Source organism: Tenacibaculum singaporense, assembly GCF_003867015.1.
Lineage (GTDB): Bacteria > Bacteroidota > Bacteroidia > Flavobacteriales > Flavobacteriaceae > Polaribacter > Polaribacter singaporensis.
Map to the genome: position 1 here is coordinate 3,302,260 of NZ_CP032548.1, position 13,530 is coordinate 3,315,789.

General features: G+C 32.9%; 13 protein-coding genes. 12 read left to right on the forward strand and 1 reads right to left on the reverse strand.

Annotated features, from left to right (window positions below; all coding sequences use genetic code 11):
* The first annotated feature begins 103 nt into the window (after positions 1-103).
* The 10 genes from D6T69_RS14855 to D6T69_RS14900 all read left to right on the forward strand — a co-directional run bounded on the left by D6T69_RS14855 (position 104) and on the right by D6T69_RS14900 (position 8,213).
* Positions 104-1,717, forward strand: a complete 1,614-nt coding sequence (locus tag D6T69_RS14855) for an amidohydrolase (protein ID WP_125068762.1) — start codon at positions 104-106, stop codon at positions 1,715-1,717.
* A 51-nt stretch (positions 1,718-1,768) separates the two neighbouring features.
* Positions 1,769-2,104: a DUF3703 domain-containing protein gene (locus D6T69_RS14860; protein WP_125068764.1), complete on the forward strand. Its 336-nt coding sequence runs from the start codon at positions 1,769-1,771 to the stop codon at positions 2,102-2,104.
* A 261-nt stretch (positions 2,105-2,365) separates the two neighbouring features.
* On the forward strand, positions 2,366-2,905 hold the full coding sequence (locus D6T69_RS14865) for a sigma-70 family RNA polymerase sigma factor (RefSeq protein ID WP_125068766.1): 540 nt from the start codon (positions 2,366-2,368) through the stop codon (positions 2,903-2,905).
* Positions 2,906-2,945: 40 nt separating this feature from the next.
* The gene (locus tag D6T69_RS14870; protein WP_125068768.1) at positions 2,946-3,323 is read left to right on the forward strand and encodes a potassium channel family protein; all 378 of its coding nucleotides are present in this window, start codon (positions 2,946-2,948) and stop codon (positions 3,321-3,323) included.
* A 41-nt stretch (positions 3,324-3,364) separates the two neighbouring features.
* A complete protein-coding gene (locus tag D6T69_RS14875) occupies positions 3,365-4,054 on the forward strand; it encodes an NUDIX domain-containing protein (protein ID WP_125068769.1) in 690 nt (229 codons plus the stop codon).
* A 64-nt stretch (positions 4,055-4,118) separates the two neighbouring features.
* On the forward strand, positions 4,119-4,955 hold the full coding sequence (gene prs / locus D6T69_RS14880; protein WP_125068771.1) for a ribose-phosphate diphosphokinase: 837 nt from the start codon (positions 4,119-4,121) through the stop codon (positions 4,953-4,955).
* Between the two features lie 18 nt (positions 4,956-4,973).
* A complete protein-coding gene (locus D6T69_RS14885; RefSeq protein ID WP_125068773.1) occupies positions 4,974-5,480 on the forward strand; it encodes an O-acetyl-ADP-ribose deacetylase in 507 nt (168 codons plus the stop codon).
* An 80-nt stretch (positions 5,481-5,560) separates the two neighbouring features.
* Positions 5,561-6,286, forward strand: coding sequence for a metallophosphoesterase family protein (locus D6T69_RS14890; RefSeq protein ID WP_125068776.1), 726 nt, complete (start codon positions 5,561-5,563; stop codon positions 6,284-6,286).
* A gap of 61 nt (positions 6,287-6,347) precedes the next feature.
* Entirely contained in the window at positions 6,348-7,820 is a 1,473-nt protein-coding gene (locus tag D6T69_RS14895) for a nicotinate phosphoribosyltransferase (protein ID WP_125068778.1), read from the forward strand.
* Between the two features lie 138 nt (positions 7,821-7,958).
* Positions 7,959-8,213, forward strand: coding sequence for a hypothetical protein (locus D6T69_RS14900; protein ID WP_047788492.1), 255 nt, complete (start codon positions 7,959-7,961; stop codon positions 8,211-8,213).
* Between the two features lie 32 nt (positions 8,214-8,245).
* Here D6T69_RS14900 and D6T69_RS14905 read toward each other — a convergent pair whose 3' ends face one another.
* On the reverse strand, positions 8,246-10,198 hold the full coding sequence (locus D6T69_RS14905; protein ID WP_125068780.1) for a YgiQ family radical SAM protein: 1,953 nt from the start codon (positions 10,196-10,198) through the stop codon (positions 8,246-8,248).
* A 144-nt stretch (positions 10,199-10,342) separates the two neighbouring features.
* On the opposite strand from D6T69_RS14905, the gene D6T69_RS14910 reads away from it, so the two are divergent.
* Both D6T69_RS14910 and D6T69_RS14915 read left to right on the forward strand, forming a co-directional pair.
* Positions 10,343-10,900 (forward strand): hypothetical protein, encoded by a 558-nt coding sequence (locus tag D6T69_RS14910; RefSeq protein WP_125068782.1) that lies wholly within the window; start codon positions 10,343-10,345, stop codon positions 10,898-10,900.
* Between the two features lie 104 nt (positions 10,901-11,004).
* Complete coding sequence (locus D6T69_RS14915) at positions 11,005-13,503, forward strand: zinc-dependent metalloprotease (RefSeq protein ID WP_125068784.1); 2,499 nt, start codon at positions 11,005-11,007, stop codon at positions 13,501-13,503.
* Positions 13,504-13,530: the final 27 nt, after the last annotated feature.

Consider the following 13,530-nt stretch of genomic DNA (forward strand, 5'->3'; position numbering starts at 1 on the left):
TTCTGTTATGTATTTTTATAAAAGGAAAACTAGTTTTAGTTTTCCTTTTTTTATTTAAGTTTAAATACATTTGAATATCTATACTTTTAACGTAATACCAACCATGAAAAAAACACTACTCCCTCTACTCACTTTTAGTTTACTACTTTCTTGTAAACAAAAAGAAAAAGTAGACACTATTGTTATTAATTCCAATACCTATACGGTAAACTCTAATTTTAACACTGCTGAAAGTTTCGCTATTAAAGATGGAAAATTTATAGCCATAGGAAACAATAAAGAAATACAAGAAAAATACACAGCAACTAATCTTATCGATGCTAAAAATAAACCTGTCTACCCAGGTTTTATTGATGCACACTGTCATTTTTACGGGTTAGGTTTACAACAGCAGAAAGTTGACTTAGTTGGAACTGAGAGTTATGATGAAGTACTACAACGCTTAATTGATTTTCAAAAAGAAAAAAACACAACCTACATAACTGGGCGTGGTTGGGATCAAAATGATTGGGAAGTAAAAGAATTTCCTTCTAAAGAAAAGTTGGATAGTATTTTCCCTGACACACCAGTAGCTATTCGCAGAATAGATGGTCATGCAATGTTAGTAAATCAAGCTGCTATTGATTTAGCTGGAATAACTCTTGACTCAAAAATTAACGGAGGAGAATTTATAAAAAAAGACGGTAAGCTAACAGGAGTGCTTATTGACAATGCGATGAATTTTATTAATAATCCAAAACCATCAAAAAAGGAGCAAATTCAAGCATTAAAAGATGCTGAAAAAATATGTTTCGATTTGGGATTAACTACCGTTGACGATGCTGGTTTAGATAAAGAAGTTATTGAATTAATTGACAGCCTACAGCATTCAGGAGATTTAAAAATGCGTGTATACGCTATGATTTCAAACAATCAAAAAAACCTTGATTACTACCTCGACAAAGGAGTTATAAAAACTGACAGACTAAATGTTCGTTCAGTAAAGGTTTATGCTGACGGTGCTTTAGGCTCTAGAGGAGCTGCCCTTAAAGATGAATACTCCGACAAAAAAGGGCATTTTGGAGCTTTGGTAAACTCTTATGAGAACTTACAGAAAGTAGCTAAGAGAATTGCTGCTTCCGACTATCAAATGAATACACATGCAATTGGTGACTCTGCCAATTATGTGATGTTAAAAACCTATAACGAAGTATTAAAAGACAAAATCGACAGACGTTGGCGTATTGAACACGCTCAAATAGTAGATGTAAAGGATTTTAATCTGTTCAAAAATGTACTTCCTTCTATACAACCAACACATGCCACTTCTGATATGTACTGGGCTGAAGATCGTGTAGGTACTGAAAGAATTAAAGGTGCTTATGCTTATAATGATTTATTAAAAGAATACGGAAAAGTAGCTTTAGGCACCGACTTCCCTATTGAACACGTAAGTCCATTATACACATTTTATGCAGCAACCATCAGGAGAGATTTAAAAGGCTATCCCGAAAAAGGCTATCAAATGTACAATGCCTTATCAAGAGAAAATGCCTTAAAAGGAATGACAATTTGGAATGCTTACGCAAATTTTGAAGAAAACGAAAAAGGAAGCATAGAAGTTGGTAAAGTAGCTGATTTTATCATTTTAGACAAAGACATCATGAAAATCGACGGAAAAGAAATTCCAAATACAAAAGTTTTAGCAACCTATATTAATGGAGAAAAAGTAAATTAAAAATGCATCTTTTTCTATTCGTTGTAGTCTGATTTACAAAATCAATAAATCATGACACAACTACAACGAAAACAAGAATTTTACAGGCAGTTAACCTTAGCAAAAAAGGCACTTAAAAGCAAAAGCTTTCAGGTGTCTTTTTATCATTTAGAAAACGCTCATATATTAGGACAAAAACATGTTTACAGACACACTCTATCTCATTATTGGATGCTAGTCTACGGAATAAAAACAAACAGTAGTAAAGAAATTATTGGACAACTTTTTAGAATTATCGCTTCAATTTTATTCACTTTAATTTGGGTTCCTACAGGGAATACAGGAGGTACAAACATTTCAGCAGTGAAGCCTATTCCTATTAGAAAAGAACTTCAAAAATATTTTTAAAAATAAATGCATCTTTTTACTCATTTTCTAGTCTACTATACGAACACACAAAACATATAATATCATGAAAAATAATAATCAATGTACCTGCACTTGCGAAGGATGCAAAACAGGCGACTGTTCAAATTGTACTTGTGAAAATTGCACATGTAACAATTGTAACTGTTAATTAAATTAACTTTTTAATATTTTGTCATTCTGAATGTAGTGAAAGCGAAACGTTCATTTTATTCAGCGTGACATTTTTCGTAAATTTATACTATGACAACGCAACAAGTTTGGAAAAAATACGCAGATGATGTAAAACACTTTATTTTAAGTAAAGTGAAAGAGCCTACTGTGACTGATGATTTGCTACAAGAAACATTTATAAAAGTTCACACTAAACTTCACACCTTAAAGGATATTACCAAACTAAAACCTTGGATTTTTACGATTGCCCGGAATACGATGATGGATTACTTCAAAAACACTAATCAAACAGTTGACTTAAAAAATTTTGAAGTTCAAACAGATATAAAAGAACATGAACATACCGAGAAAGATTGCTTACGTGGAATCTTACAAAGCTTGCCTAAAAAGTATAGAGATCCGCTATTTTTATCAGATATAAAAGGCTTAAAACAGCAAGAAGTTGCTGACACTTTACAACAAAATTTACCTACAACAAAATCTCAAATTCAACGTGCTCGTAAGTTGATTGCTCAAGGTTTTATGGATTGTTGTGGATTTTCACTTAACGAAAAAGGAAAATTGGTAGGTGAAATTCAAGACAAAGAAGATTGTAAAGTTTGTAAGTAAGTTATATATTCAGCTTTTCTTCTAACTTATTTTTCAACTTATGGTTTCATTCTTTATCAACTTTTATCGTTTTTGTAAACTTGTTTTTATAGGTATCAAAAAAGATACTGAATTCAGATATCTATTCTTTTTCCTTTCTTTACTATTAACTAGCTCTACTATATTCTATCACAAAATTGAGCATTGGGAGCTTATAGACTCTTTATATTTCTCTGTAATGACAATGGCAACGGTAGGTTATGGAGACTTCGTACCCACACATAACATTAGTAAAATATTTACTATTATTTACACTTTTCTGTCTATCGGAACTTTTGTTGCCTTTACCGCCAAAATTGTGCAGTTTACATTGCAGAAAGACAATCAAAAAACACCTTTGCATAAACTGACTTCTAAGTTTAAAAATAAGAATCCGTAATTTTTTAAAACTTTCGTAACTTTGTGTAAATTCAACACTAAATGAAGATATCACAAAATATAAAAGTTGCTGTAGATGCTGTTGTTTTTGGCTACCAACAAAAAGAACTTTCTGTCTTATTAATAAAAAGAGGGATTCAACCTTTTAAAGGAGCTTGGGCATTGCCTGGTGGATTGGTTTTAGAAAACGAATCACTGGAACATGCAGTTGAAAGAGAATTATTAGAAGAAACAGGAGTTACTATTGATTATCTTGAACAATTGTACACATTCGGAACTCCCAAAAGAGACCCAAGAAACAGAGTCATTTCTGTTACCTATTTTGGTTTGGTAAGTCCCAATCATTTTAAAATCAGTGCAAGTACAGATGCTGCCGAAGTACAATGGTTTCCTATTCATGAACTCCCCAAATTAGCATTTGATCACAATCGTATTTTAACCACAGCTTTACAAAGACTTCAGAATAAAATAAACTACCAACCTATTGGTTTTGAACTACTAAAAAAAGAGTTTCCTTTTTCTGATTTAGAAAATTTATATCAAACAATCCTTAATCAAAAAATCGATAGACGTAATTTCAGAAAAAAAATTATGAGCTTTGGAATACTTACCGAAACCGACAAAACACACCAGCCTTCTAGTGGTAGACCTGCAAAACTTTTTAAGTTTAATGCTAAGAAGTATAAAGAGCTAGAAAAGAAAGGGTTCCACTTCGAAATTAAGTTTGCGTAAAAAAAACGCTAAAACATTTTTTATTTTAAAAAACCGCATTATATTTGTGTAAAAATTACGCAATATGATTTTAAACTTAGATAAAAGCTTTACTCCTTACGGAACAGAAAACAATGTAGACTATAATTTCTTTACTTTTTCAGGAGGGGAACCACATATTAAAATCATTTCTGAACTTGAAAATGTATCAGAAGTTACCATTACACATCGTATTCAATCTTTTAATGATATAGGTACGCTTTTATTGACTACTAATGCCTTAAAAAACATGGGAATTAAAAAGTTACACGTTGTACTTCCCTATTTTCCAGCTGCTCGTCAAGATAGATTAATGGTATCGGGTGAACCTTTATCGGTAAAAGTATATGCAGATATTATAAATACTCAGAATTATGAGTCTGTAACTATTTTCGATCCACATTCGGAAGTAACTCCTGCCCTATTGAATAACTGTAAAGTAATCGACAACCACATATTCATAGAGCAAATAATACAGCAACTATCAGACGATTTACTACTAATTTCTCCTGATGGTGGTGCTTTAAAAAAAATATATAAAGTTGCTACTCACCTTCAAAATTATGAAGTTATTGAATGCTCTAAAAGCCGAAACGTAAAAACAGGGCAGCTAACAGGTTTTAAAGTATATGCTGATGATTTACAAGGCAAAGATTGTTTAATTGTAGATGATATTTGTGATGGCGGAGGTACCTTTTTAGGGCTAGCTAAAGAACTAAAAGCTAAAAATGCGGGGAATTTATATTTAGCTGTAAGTCATGGAATATTTAGTAAAGGTTTCGAAGAGCTTGAAAAATATTTTACTAAAATTTTCACTACAGATAGTTTTAAAACTATTGAAAATGAGAATTGCATACAGATTGAATTGGGAAAATTGCTATAAAAATCATAAAAAACTACTATGAAAATTAAAATTATAAAGGGTGGTATTACCAAAATAGAAACTGATGCAATCGTTAATGCAGCTAATTCAAGTTTATTGGGTGGAAGTGGTGTTGATGGTGCTATACATAGAACTGGTGGTTCTGTTATTTTAGAAGAATGTCAACAAATAAGAAACAAGCAAGGTAAATGTAAAACAGGAGAAGCTGTAATTACAACCGCTGGAAATCTTCCTGCTAAAAAGGTTATACATACTGTTGGTCCAGTGTATCAAAAGGGAGAAAATAAAGAAAAAGAATTACTAGCAAATTGCTACAAGAACAGCATGTTACTTGCTAAGAAAAATCATTTACAATCTATCGCTTTTCCTAACATTAGCACAGGAATTTATCGCTTTCCTAAACAAGTAGCAGCTGAAGTAGCTCCTTCAACAATAAAAAGTACTCCAATATTAGATGAAGTCATTTTTGTTTGTTTTGATAATGAAAACTACACGATATATAAAAACTTATTAAACTATGAATAAGAAAAACACAAAAAGAAATAGAGTTTGGTTAACTAACCTTGTCCCGGCTGAATTTATTGAATTTGAAGATTTATAATAGTATGAAAACATTTGTCATTGGTGATATTCATGGAGGCTTAAAAGCCTTACCCCAAGTTTTAAAAAAAGCCAAAATCACTATAGAAGATACCTTAATTTTTCTTGGTGATTATGTGGACGGCTGGAGTGAATCTGCACAAGTCATTGATTTTTTAATAGAGTTAAACAAAAAGCATGAATGTATTTTCATTAAAGGAAATCATGATTTGTGGTGTGAAGATTGGTTGAGAACAGGTAAAGGTGAAGTTATTTGGTTAGCACATGGTGGTGAAGAAACCCAAAAAAGCTACGAATCTTATTCAGAAGAACAGAAACAAAAACATTTAGCTTTTTTTCAACAAATGAAACCTTATTATATCGATAATAAAAATCGTTTGTTTATCCATGCTGGATTCACCTCTATGCACGGAGTGGAAAAAGAAACATTCAAATTAAATTATCATTTTGATAGAACCTTATGGGAAACAGCGTTGGCTACAGATAAAAACTTATCTAAAAAATCTGAACTATATCCTGAGAGGTTCACACACTATTCAGAGATATACATTGGCCACACCCCAACTATACGCTATAACTCATCAAATCCTATAAACGCTTTAAACTTATGGAACATTGATACAGGTGCTGCATTCACAGGGTGTTTAACAATTATGGATGTCGACAGCAAAGAGTTTTGGCAAAGCAATCCAATAAAAACGCTATATCCAAACGAAAAAGGAAGAAATTAAAATAAAAATTTTTGCTTATAATTTAATTTGCGTAAATTTGACACAAAAAAAATAACAAACTATGAACCCATTATTATATACAGACGGTTATAAAGTAGACCACAGAAGACAATACCCTAACAATACCACGTTAGTATATTCAAACTGGACACCAAGAAAAAGTAGAATTCAAGGAGTTGAAAAAGTAGTTTTTTTCGGACTACAATATTTCATCAAAAAATATATTATTAAAGAATTTCAAACCAACTTCTTTAACAAACCAAAAGAAGAAATTTGCAAACAATACAGCAGAAGAATCAACAATTATTTAGGTGAAAACTCTGTAGGTATAGAGCATATTGCTGCGTTACACGATTTAGGGTACATTCCTATGACTTTTAAAGCATTACCTGAAGGTGTCGAGGTTCCTATCAGAGTACCAATGTTTACTATGTATAATACATTGCCAGAGTTCTTTTGGTTAACCAATTACTTTGAAACTTTATTATCTACTACTGTTTGGTTACCATGTAATTCTGCAACCATTGCAAAACAATACAGAAAAATATTAGACAAATACGCACAAGAAACCTCATCTGTTCCTGAAATGGTAGATTGGCAAGGGCACGACTTTTCTATGAGAGGAATGGCTGGTTTAGAAGCTGCTGAAATGAGTGCTGCTGGTCACTTATTAAGCTTTACTGGTACAGATACAATTCCTGCTGTAGATTTTTTAGAAAAGTATTACAATGCTGATTCTGACAACGAATTGATTGGTGGTTCTGTTGCAGCAACTGAACACTCTGTAATGTGTATGGGAACCAATAGTGGTGAAGAAGATACTTTTAAAAGATTAATTACTGAGGTATATCCAAACGGTATCGTTTCTATTGTTTCTGATACTTGGGATTTATGGAAAGTACTTACCGAATACTTACCTAATCTAAAAGAAGAAGTCTTAGCTAGAGATGGTAAAGTAGTGATTAGACCAGACAGCGGGGATCCTTTTGATATTATTTGCGGAAACCCCAATGGTAAGACAAAAGCAGCACAAAAAGGAGTTATACAACTGCTTTGGGAAGTTTTTGGAGGAACAACCAATACAAAAGGATATAAAGAATTAGATAGTCATATTGGAGCTATTTATGGCGATAGCATTACCCTTGAAAGAGCCACACAAATTTGTGAACGTTTAAAACAAAAAGGATTTGCCTCTACCAACGTAGTCTTAGGAATTGGTTCTTTTACTTATCAATACAACACCAGAGATACCTTTGGATTTGCCATGAAAGCTACTTACGGAGAAGTAGATGGAGAAGGAAGAGAAATTTTTAAAGATCCAATTACCGATGACGGGACTAAAAAATCTGCCAAAGGATTATTAAAAATAACGTTAGAAGATGGAGAATATAAATTACACGATCAAGTAAGTTGGGAAGAAGAACAAAAAGGCGAATTACGAGAAGTTTTTAAAGACGGAAAATTGTTAGTTGATGAAAAACTAAGTGAAATAAGACTCCGTACTAAAAACAGCGTATTAGAATTTTCAGAATAACAAAAAAGCAGGAATTTCACCCCTGTTTTTTCCATTTAAAAACCTACTAAAAACACTAAATGCCAACACCTTACAAACCTCTTAATTTGCTTAACTCTTGATTTTTTCATATCTTAATTGCAACTAAAAAAGAAACTTATGACAGATCAAGAACAGAAAAGACTCGATACAATGAATTCCGTTTTAGTTAAAATGGAAGACATTAAAAACACGCAAAAAAGTTTAATTGAAAAAATTGGTGTGGTTGAAGTTCAACTATTCGATATCCAGTCAAAAGACTTAGACAAAGAACTCGAAAAAGTAATGGTAAGAGCTTCTGACACCTTAAATATTATAAAACAAGCTACCGAAGCTTTTGAAATGAAACGAAACCGTTTAGAAAACGAAGCATAAATAAAAAATCCGCCTAACAGCGGATTTTTATTTTATCGTCTCTTCTTTTTAAAACCTTTATTCTTTCTTCTAGAAGGCTTTGATGGTTTATACGTCACAGTATCATCAAATGTATTTTTAGCTTTCCCTGCTTTATTTTTTCGCCAAGAAGTGTCTTCTGGAAGTAATTTTTTCAATAAATCAGTACGTCCAACTTTGTTTAACGTATCTTTAATCCATTGCTTATTTTCCTTTTTATACCAAAAGAAAAACTTGTGCTGATCTTCCTTCTCCTTTTTGGTTTTCGGAGTTTTCACCTCTTTTAAAGTATACGGATGATATCCACTGTAATAAATTACTGTAGCCACCGTCATAGGTGTTGGTGTAAAACCTTGTACCTGTTCTAGCTGAAACCCCATGTCTTTAGTCTCTGCAGCTAAGTTTGCCATATCTTCTGCCTCACAAGCTGGGTGACTTGATATAAAATAAGGAATTAACTGCAGTTTTAATTTCTTTTTGATGTTGATACGATCAAAACGTTCTTTAAATAAATGGAAGTATTTAAACGACGGTTTACGCATTAACTTTAGTACAGGATCAGAAGTGTGTTCCGGTGCAACTTTTAATCGCCCAGAAACGTGTTTTGTCATCACCTCTTCTGTATATGCATCTAACTCTTTAGGATCTGCATTTTTATTGAATTCAGGCACTAACATATCATGTCGAATACCACTACCAATAAATGATTTTTTCACCTTCGGATGTGCATCAACAGCTTGGTACAATTTTGTTAACGGTTTATGCGAAGTATCTAAATTACTACAAATTACAGGTGAAATACACGACGGAGCAACACATTTGTCGCAAATCGATTGTACTTTACCTTTCATTTTATACATATTCGCAGAAGGTCCTCCAATATCAGATAAGTAGCCTTTAAAATCGTCCATTTGAGCAACTTGATCTACTTCTTTTAAAACCGATTCTTGACTTCTACTTGCAATAAACTTTCCTTGGTGCGCTGAAATAGTACAAAAACTACACCCTCCAAAACATCCACGGTGAATATTAATAGAAAACTTAATCATTTCAAACGCAGGAATAGGTCCACGTTTGTTATACTTTGGATGTGGTAATCGTGTAAAAGGCAAATCGAATGAAGCATCAATTTCTTCTTCCGTCATTGTTGGAAACGGCGGATTAATCATCAACTTTTTATTCCCAACCTTTTGAAAAATACGACGTGCATATAGTTTGTTCGACTCCTGCTCTATCACTTTAAAATTAGAAGCATAGGCTTTCTTATCCTTCAAACAAGTTTCATGCGAACTAATTTCTACATCGTCCCAGTTCTTATTTTTCGGAGTTTTCTCATCTTCTTCTAATAAAACTGCTGTCTGCTTAATCGTTTTTAAGCTCGAAAATGGTACACCTTTTTGTAACAACTCAACAATTTCTCTTAGTGGCTGCTCACCCATTCCGTATACTAACATATCGGCTTTAGAGGTTTCTAAAATCGTTGGTAATAGTTTATCGGACCAATAATCGTAATGAGTAACACGACGCAACGAAGCTTCTATTCCTCCAATTAATACAGGAACATCTGGAAACTTTTCTTTTAAAATTTTAGAATATACTGAAGTTGCATAATCAGGTCTAAACCCTTTATCTCCATTAGGAGTGTAAGCATCTTTATCACGACGACGTTTACTAGCCGTGTAATTACTTACCATTGGATCCATACAACCACCTGTTACCGCAAAGAATAACCTTGGAATTCCTAGCTTCTCAAAATCTTGCAAATTATCATGTACACTTGGTTGCGGAACAATTGCCACACGCAAGCCGTAACTCTCTAAAATACGTCCAATTACTGCAGGACCAAATGATGGATGATCAACATATGCATCTCCACTGAATAGGATTACGTCTAATTCATCCCATCCTCTTAACTTCACCTCCTTATTTGTAGTCGGTAACCAATCTGAAAGTCGTCTAATTCTCATGCCGCTGCAAAGGTACGGGGTTTTATTTACACTGCAATACAGTAAAAAACTGAAAACTACATTATAAACACATCTAACAGAAAAAAATAAAATACTATTTTTTAACTAGATTTATCTCCTAATTAATTTAAATAAAACCCAAAAATGAAAAAATGCATTACTTTTCTATTACTATTATTTTTATCACTTCAAACCTTTTCTCAAATACAAACCGAAAAAATAGTCCCTCCAGCCAAAGGTAAGTCGGTAATTTACTTTCTTAGAACAAGCGGTTTAGGCGCCCTAATGAACATTAGATATTTTGATAAAGAAGAATACTTAGGAAGATTTAATGGTATTAACTATTTACGTTATGAATGTGATCCAGGAGAAAAAGTTTTTTGGATTAAAGCTGAAAACATTGATGTTTTAGAAGCTAATTTAGAAGCTGACAAAGTTTATTTAGTTGAAACCAATGCTATAATGGGAGCTTTTTCTGCAGGTGCGAAATTTAAACTAGTTGATTTCAACAAAAAGAATCAAGTTAAAAGAATTAATAAGCTTTTAGAAAAAAAAGAACCTAAGACTTTTACTCAAGAAACTCTACAAGAACAACTACAGAAAATGAAAGATGTTGTAAACAAGGGACTAAAAAAAGTAAGAAAAAAGATAGATCGTAAAAAGACAACTAAGTTACCATCTGATATGAATTATGAAGTATAAACTACTCACACCATTTAGTTTAACTTCCCTTTAACAATTAATTAAGATAATACCGAAAGTAGTTTTACTAATTTCCGCCCTTATTTATTCTTATAATTTTTACAATGACTAAAAAAATACTTTCAACTATTTTAGTAGTATTTCTTGCTTTAGGTTTTTCTTTGAATGCGGAAGCACAACGAAAGAAGAAAAAAGACACAAAAAAAGAAACTACTGCTAAAAAAGACAAACTTAAAAAGGGCGGCATACAACCTTATGAAAAGGTAGTTACCAAAAAACACAAAACAGACGAAGGTTTGTTTAAAGTTCACTCAAAAGATGCTAAATATTTATTTGAAATTCCAGATTCTCTTCTGAACCGTGAAATGCTAATGGTGACTAGAATTGCCAAAACAGCTAGCGGTATTGGTTTTGGTGGTGGAAAACAAAATACGCAAGTGCTACGCTGGGTAAAAAACAAGAAGCAAATTTTACTAAAAGTAGTTTCTCACAATGTTGTAGCAGATACCATTTTACCGGTACACGAGGCTGTAGTTAATTCAAATTTTGAGCCCATCCTATTTGCTTTTCCAATCAAAGCATTTAGCAAAGACTCTACAGCTACTGTAATTGATGCTAGTCCTCTTTTTGAAGGTGATGTAAAAGCAATTGCTTTTCCACAAAGGAGCAGAAAGCGTTATAAGATTTCTAAAATGGATAAAACAAGATCTTATATTGACAGAATTAGCAGTTATCCTCAAAACATAGAAGTTAGAAATGTAAAAACTTACATTGCTGGAAATCCTCCATCAAATTCAAGTGTAGGTTCTGTAACTATGGAGTTGAGTAACTCTATGATTTTACTTCCTAAAACCCCTATGAAAAGACGTTATTTTGATGAGCGTGTAGGATGGTTTACGAGTTCTCAAACAGATTACGGTTTAGATGTTCAAAAAAGTAAATCGGTTACCTATTTAGACAGATGGCGTTTAGAAGTAAAAGATGAAGACCTTGAAAAGTTTAAAAGAGGTGAATTAGTAGAACCTAAAAAACAAATTGTATACTACATTGACAGAGCTACACCAAAAAAATGGCGTAAGTACATCAAACAAGGTATTGAAGATTGGCAAATTGCTTTTGAAGCGGCTGGATTTAAAAATGCTATCATTGCTAAAGATGCTCCTACTAAAGAAGAAAATCCTGATTGGAGTCCTGAAGATGTACGTTACTCTGTAGTTCGTTACTTAGCATCTCCAATTCCTAATGCAAATGGACCTCACGTAAGTGACCCTCGTTCAGGAGAGATTTTAGAATCAGACATTAACTGGTACCATAATGTAATGACTTTATTACACAACTGGTTTTTTGTACAAACAGCTGCAATCAATCCAGATGCAAGAGGAAATCAATTTAAAGATGAAGTTATGGGACGCTTAATCCGTTTTGTTTCTTCTCATGAAGTTGGACATACTTTAGGATTGCCTCACAACATGGGAAGTTCTGTTGCATATCCTGTAGATTCTTTACGTTCTGCTGAATTTACTAAGAAAAATGGAACTGCTCCTTCAATTATGGATTATGCTCGTTTTAACTATGTAGCACAACCAGAAGACAAAGGAGTTGCTTTAATGCCTAATATTGGTCCTTACGATAAATATGCTATCAACTGGGGATACAGACCAATCTTAGACAAATCAGCTAAAGATGAAAAAACAATCTTAAATCAGTGGATTAAAGAGAAAGCTGGAAATCCTGTGTATAGATTCGGACACCAACAAGTTCGTAACATTATTGACCCTAGTTCACAAACAGAAGACTTAGGAGATGACGCTATGAAAGCGAGTGCTTATGGTATTAAAAACCTACAACGTATTTTACCTCGTTTAGAAGAGTGGACTACTGAAGATGGTGAAACTTACGAAGAGTTAAAAACTATGTACGGACAAGTAGTTGGACAGTTTAACAGATATATGGGACACGTAAGTTCTAATATTGGAGGGGTATACGAATACTTTAAAACTGCCGATCAAGATGGAGCCGTATACATTCACGTTCCAAAAGAGCATCAAAAAAGAGCTTTACAATTTGTAAATAACGAATTGTTTAAAACTCCTACTTGGTTAATTGATGAAAACATCATCAGTAAAACACAACACTCCGGAATTATTGAGCGCATAAGAAGTTTACAAGTACGAACGTTAAACAGAGTTTTAAAAACTGGAAGATTAACACGTATGATTGAGAATGAAACTTTAAACGGAACTAAAGCATATTCTCTTATTGAAATGATGGGAGATTTACGTAAAGGTATTTGGAGTGAAGTATACGCTAACAAAACTATAGATCCGTATCGTAGAAACTTACAACGTGCACATTTAGACAGATTGGACTTTTTACTAAACAAAGCGAAAGATCAAAAAGCTGCTAAAAGTGACAGAGGTTATTTTAAACAAACAGCCGTTACTATCAATCAATCAGATATTAAACCTGTGGTAAGAGGAGAGTTAAAACGTTTACAAAGAGATATTAAAAGAAGTATTCCTTCTGCTCGTAACACAATAACTCGTTACCACTTACAAGATGCGGCGGATAGAATAGACACTATTCTAAATCCAAGCAAATAATTTTTCTTAAATAACAGCAATCTAATA

What these genes read in the sequence shown, in the direction of transcription:
- D6T69_RS14855 (WP_125068762.1), top strand. Translation starts at nt 104, where the DNA reads ATGAAAAAAACACTACTCCCTCTACTCACTTTTAGTTTACTACTTTCT.
- D6T69_RS14860 (WP_125068764.1), top strand. Translation starts at nt 1,769, where the DNA reads ATGACACAACTACAACGAAAACAAGAATTTTACAGGCAGTTAACCTTA.
- D6T69_RS14865 (WP_125068766.1), top strand. Translation starts at nt 2,366, where the DNA reads ATGACAACGCAACAAGTTTGGAAAAAATACGCAGATGATGTAAAACAC.
- D6T69_RS14870 (WP_125068768.1), top strand. Translation starts at nt 2,946, where the DNA reads ATGGTTTCATTCTTTATCAACTTTTATCGTTTTTGTAAACTTGTTTTT.
- D6T69_RS14875 (WP_125068769.1), top strand. Translation starts at nt 3,365, where the DNA reads ATGAAGATATCACAAAATATAAAAGTTGCTGTAGATGCTGTTGTTTTT.
- prs (WP_125068771.1), top strand. Translation starts at nt 4,119, where the DNA reads ATGATTTTAAACTTAGATAAAAGCTTTACTCCTTACGGAACAGAAAAC.
- D6T69_RS14885 (WP_125068773.1), top strand. Translation starts at nt 4,974, where the DNA reads ATGAAAATTAAAATTATAAAGGGTGGTATTACCAAAATAGAAACTGAT.
- D6T69_RS14890 (WP_125068776.1), top strand. Translation starts at nt 5,561, where the DNA reads ATGAAAACATTTGTCATTGGTGATATTCATGGAGGCTTAAAAGCCTTA.
- D6T69_RS14895 (WP_125068778.1), top strand. Translation starts at nt 6,348, where the DNA reads ATGAACCCATTATTATATACAGACGGTTATAAAGTAGACCACAGAAGA.
- D6T69_RS14900 (WP_047788492.1), top strand. Translation starts at nt 7,959, where the DNA reads ATGACAGATCAAGAACAGAAAAGACTCGATACAATGAATTCCGTTTTA.
- D6T69_RS14905 (WP_125068780.1), bottom strand. Translation starts at nt 10,198, where the DNA reads ATGAGAATTAGACGACTTTCAGATTGGTTACCGACTACAAATAAGGAG.
- D6T69_RS14910 (WP_125068782.1), top strand. Translation starts at nt 10,343, where the DNA reads ATGAAAAAATGCATTACTTTTCTATTACTATTATTTTTATCACTTCAA.
- D6T69_RS14915 (WP_125068784.1), top strand. Translation starts at nt 11,005, where the DNA reads ATGACTAAAAAAATACTTTCAACTATTTTAGTAGTATTTCTTGCTTTA.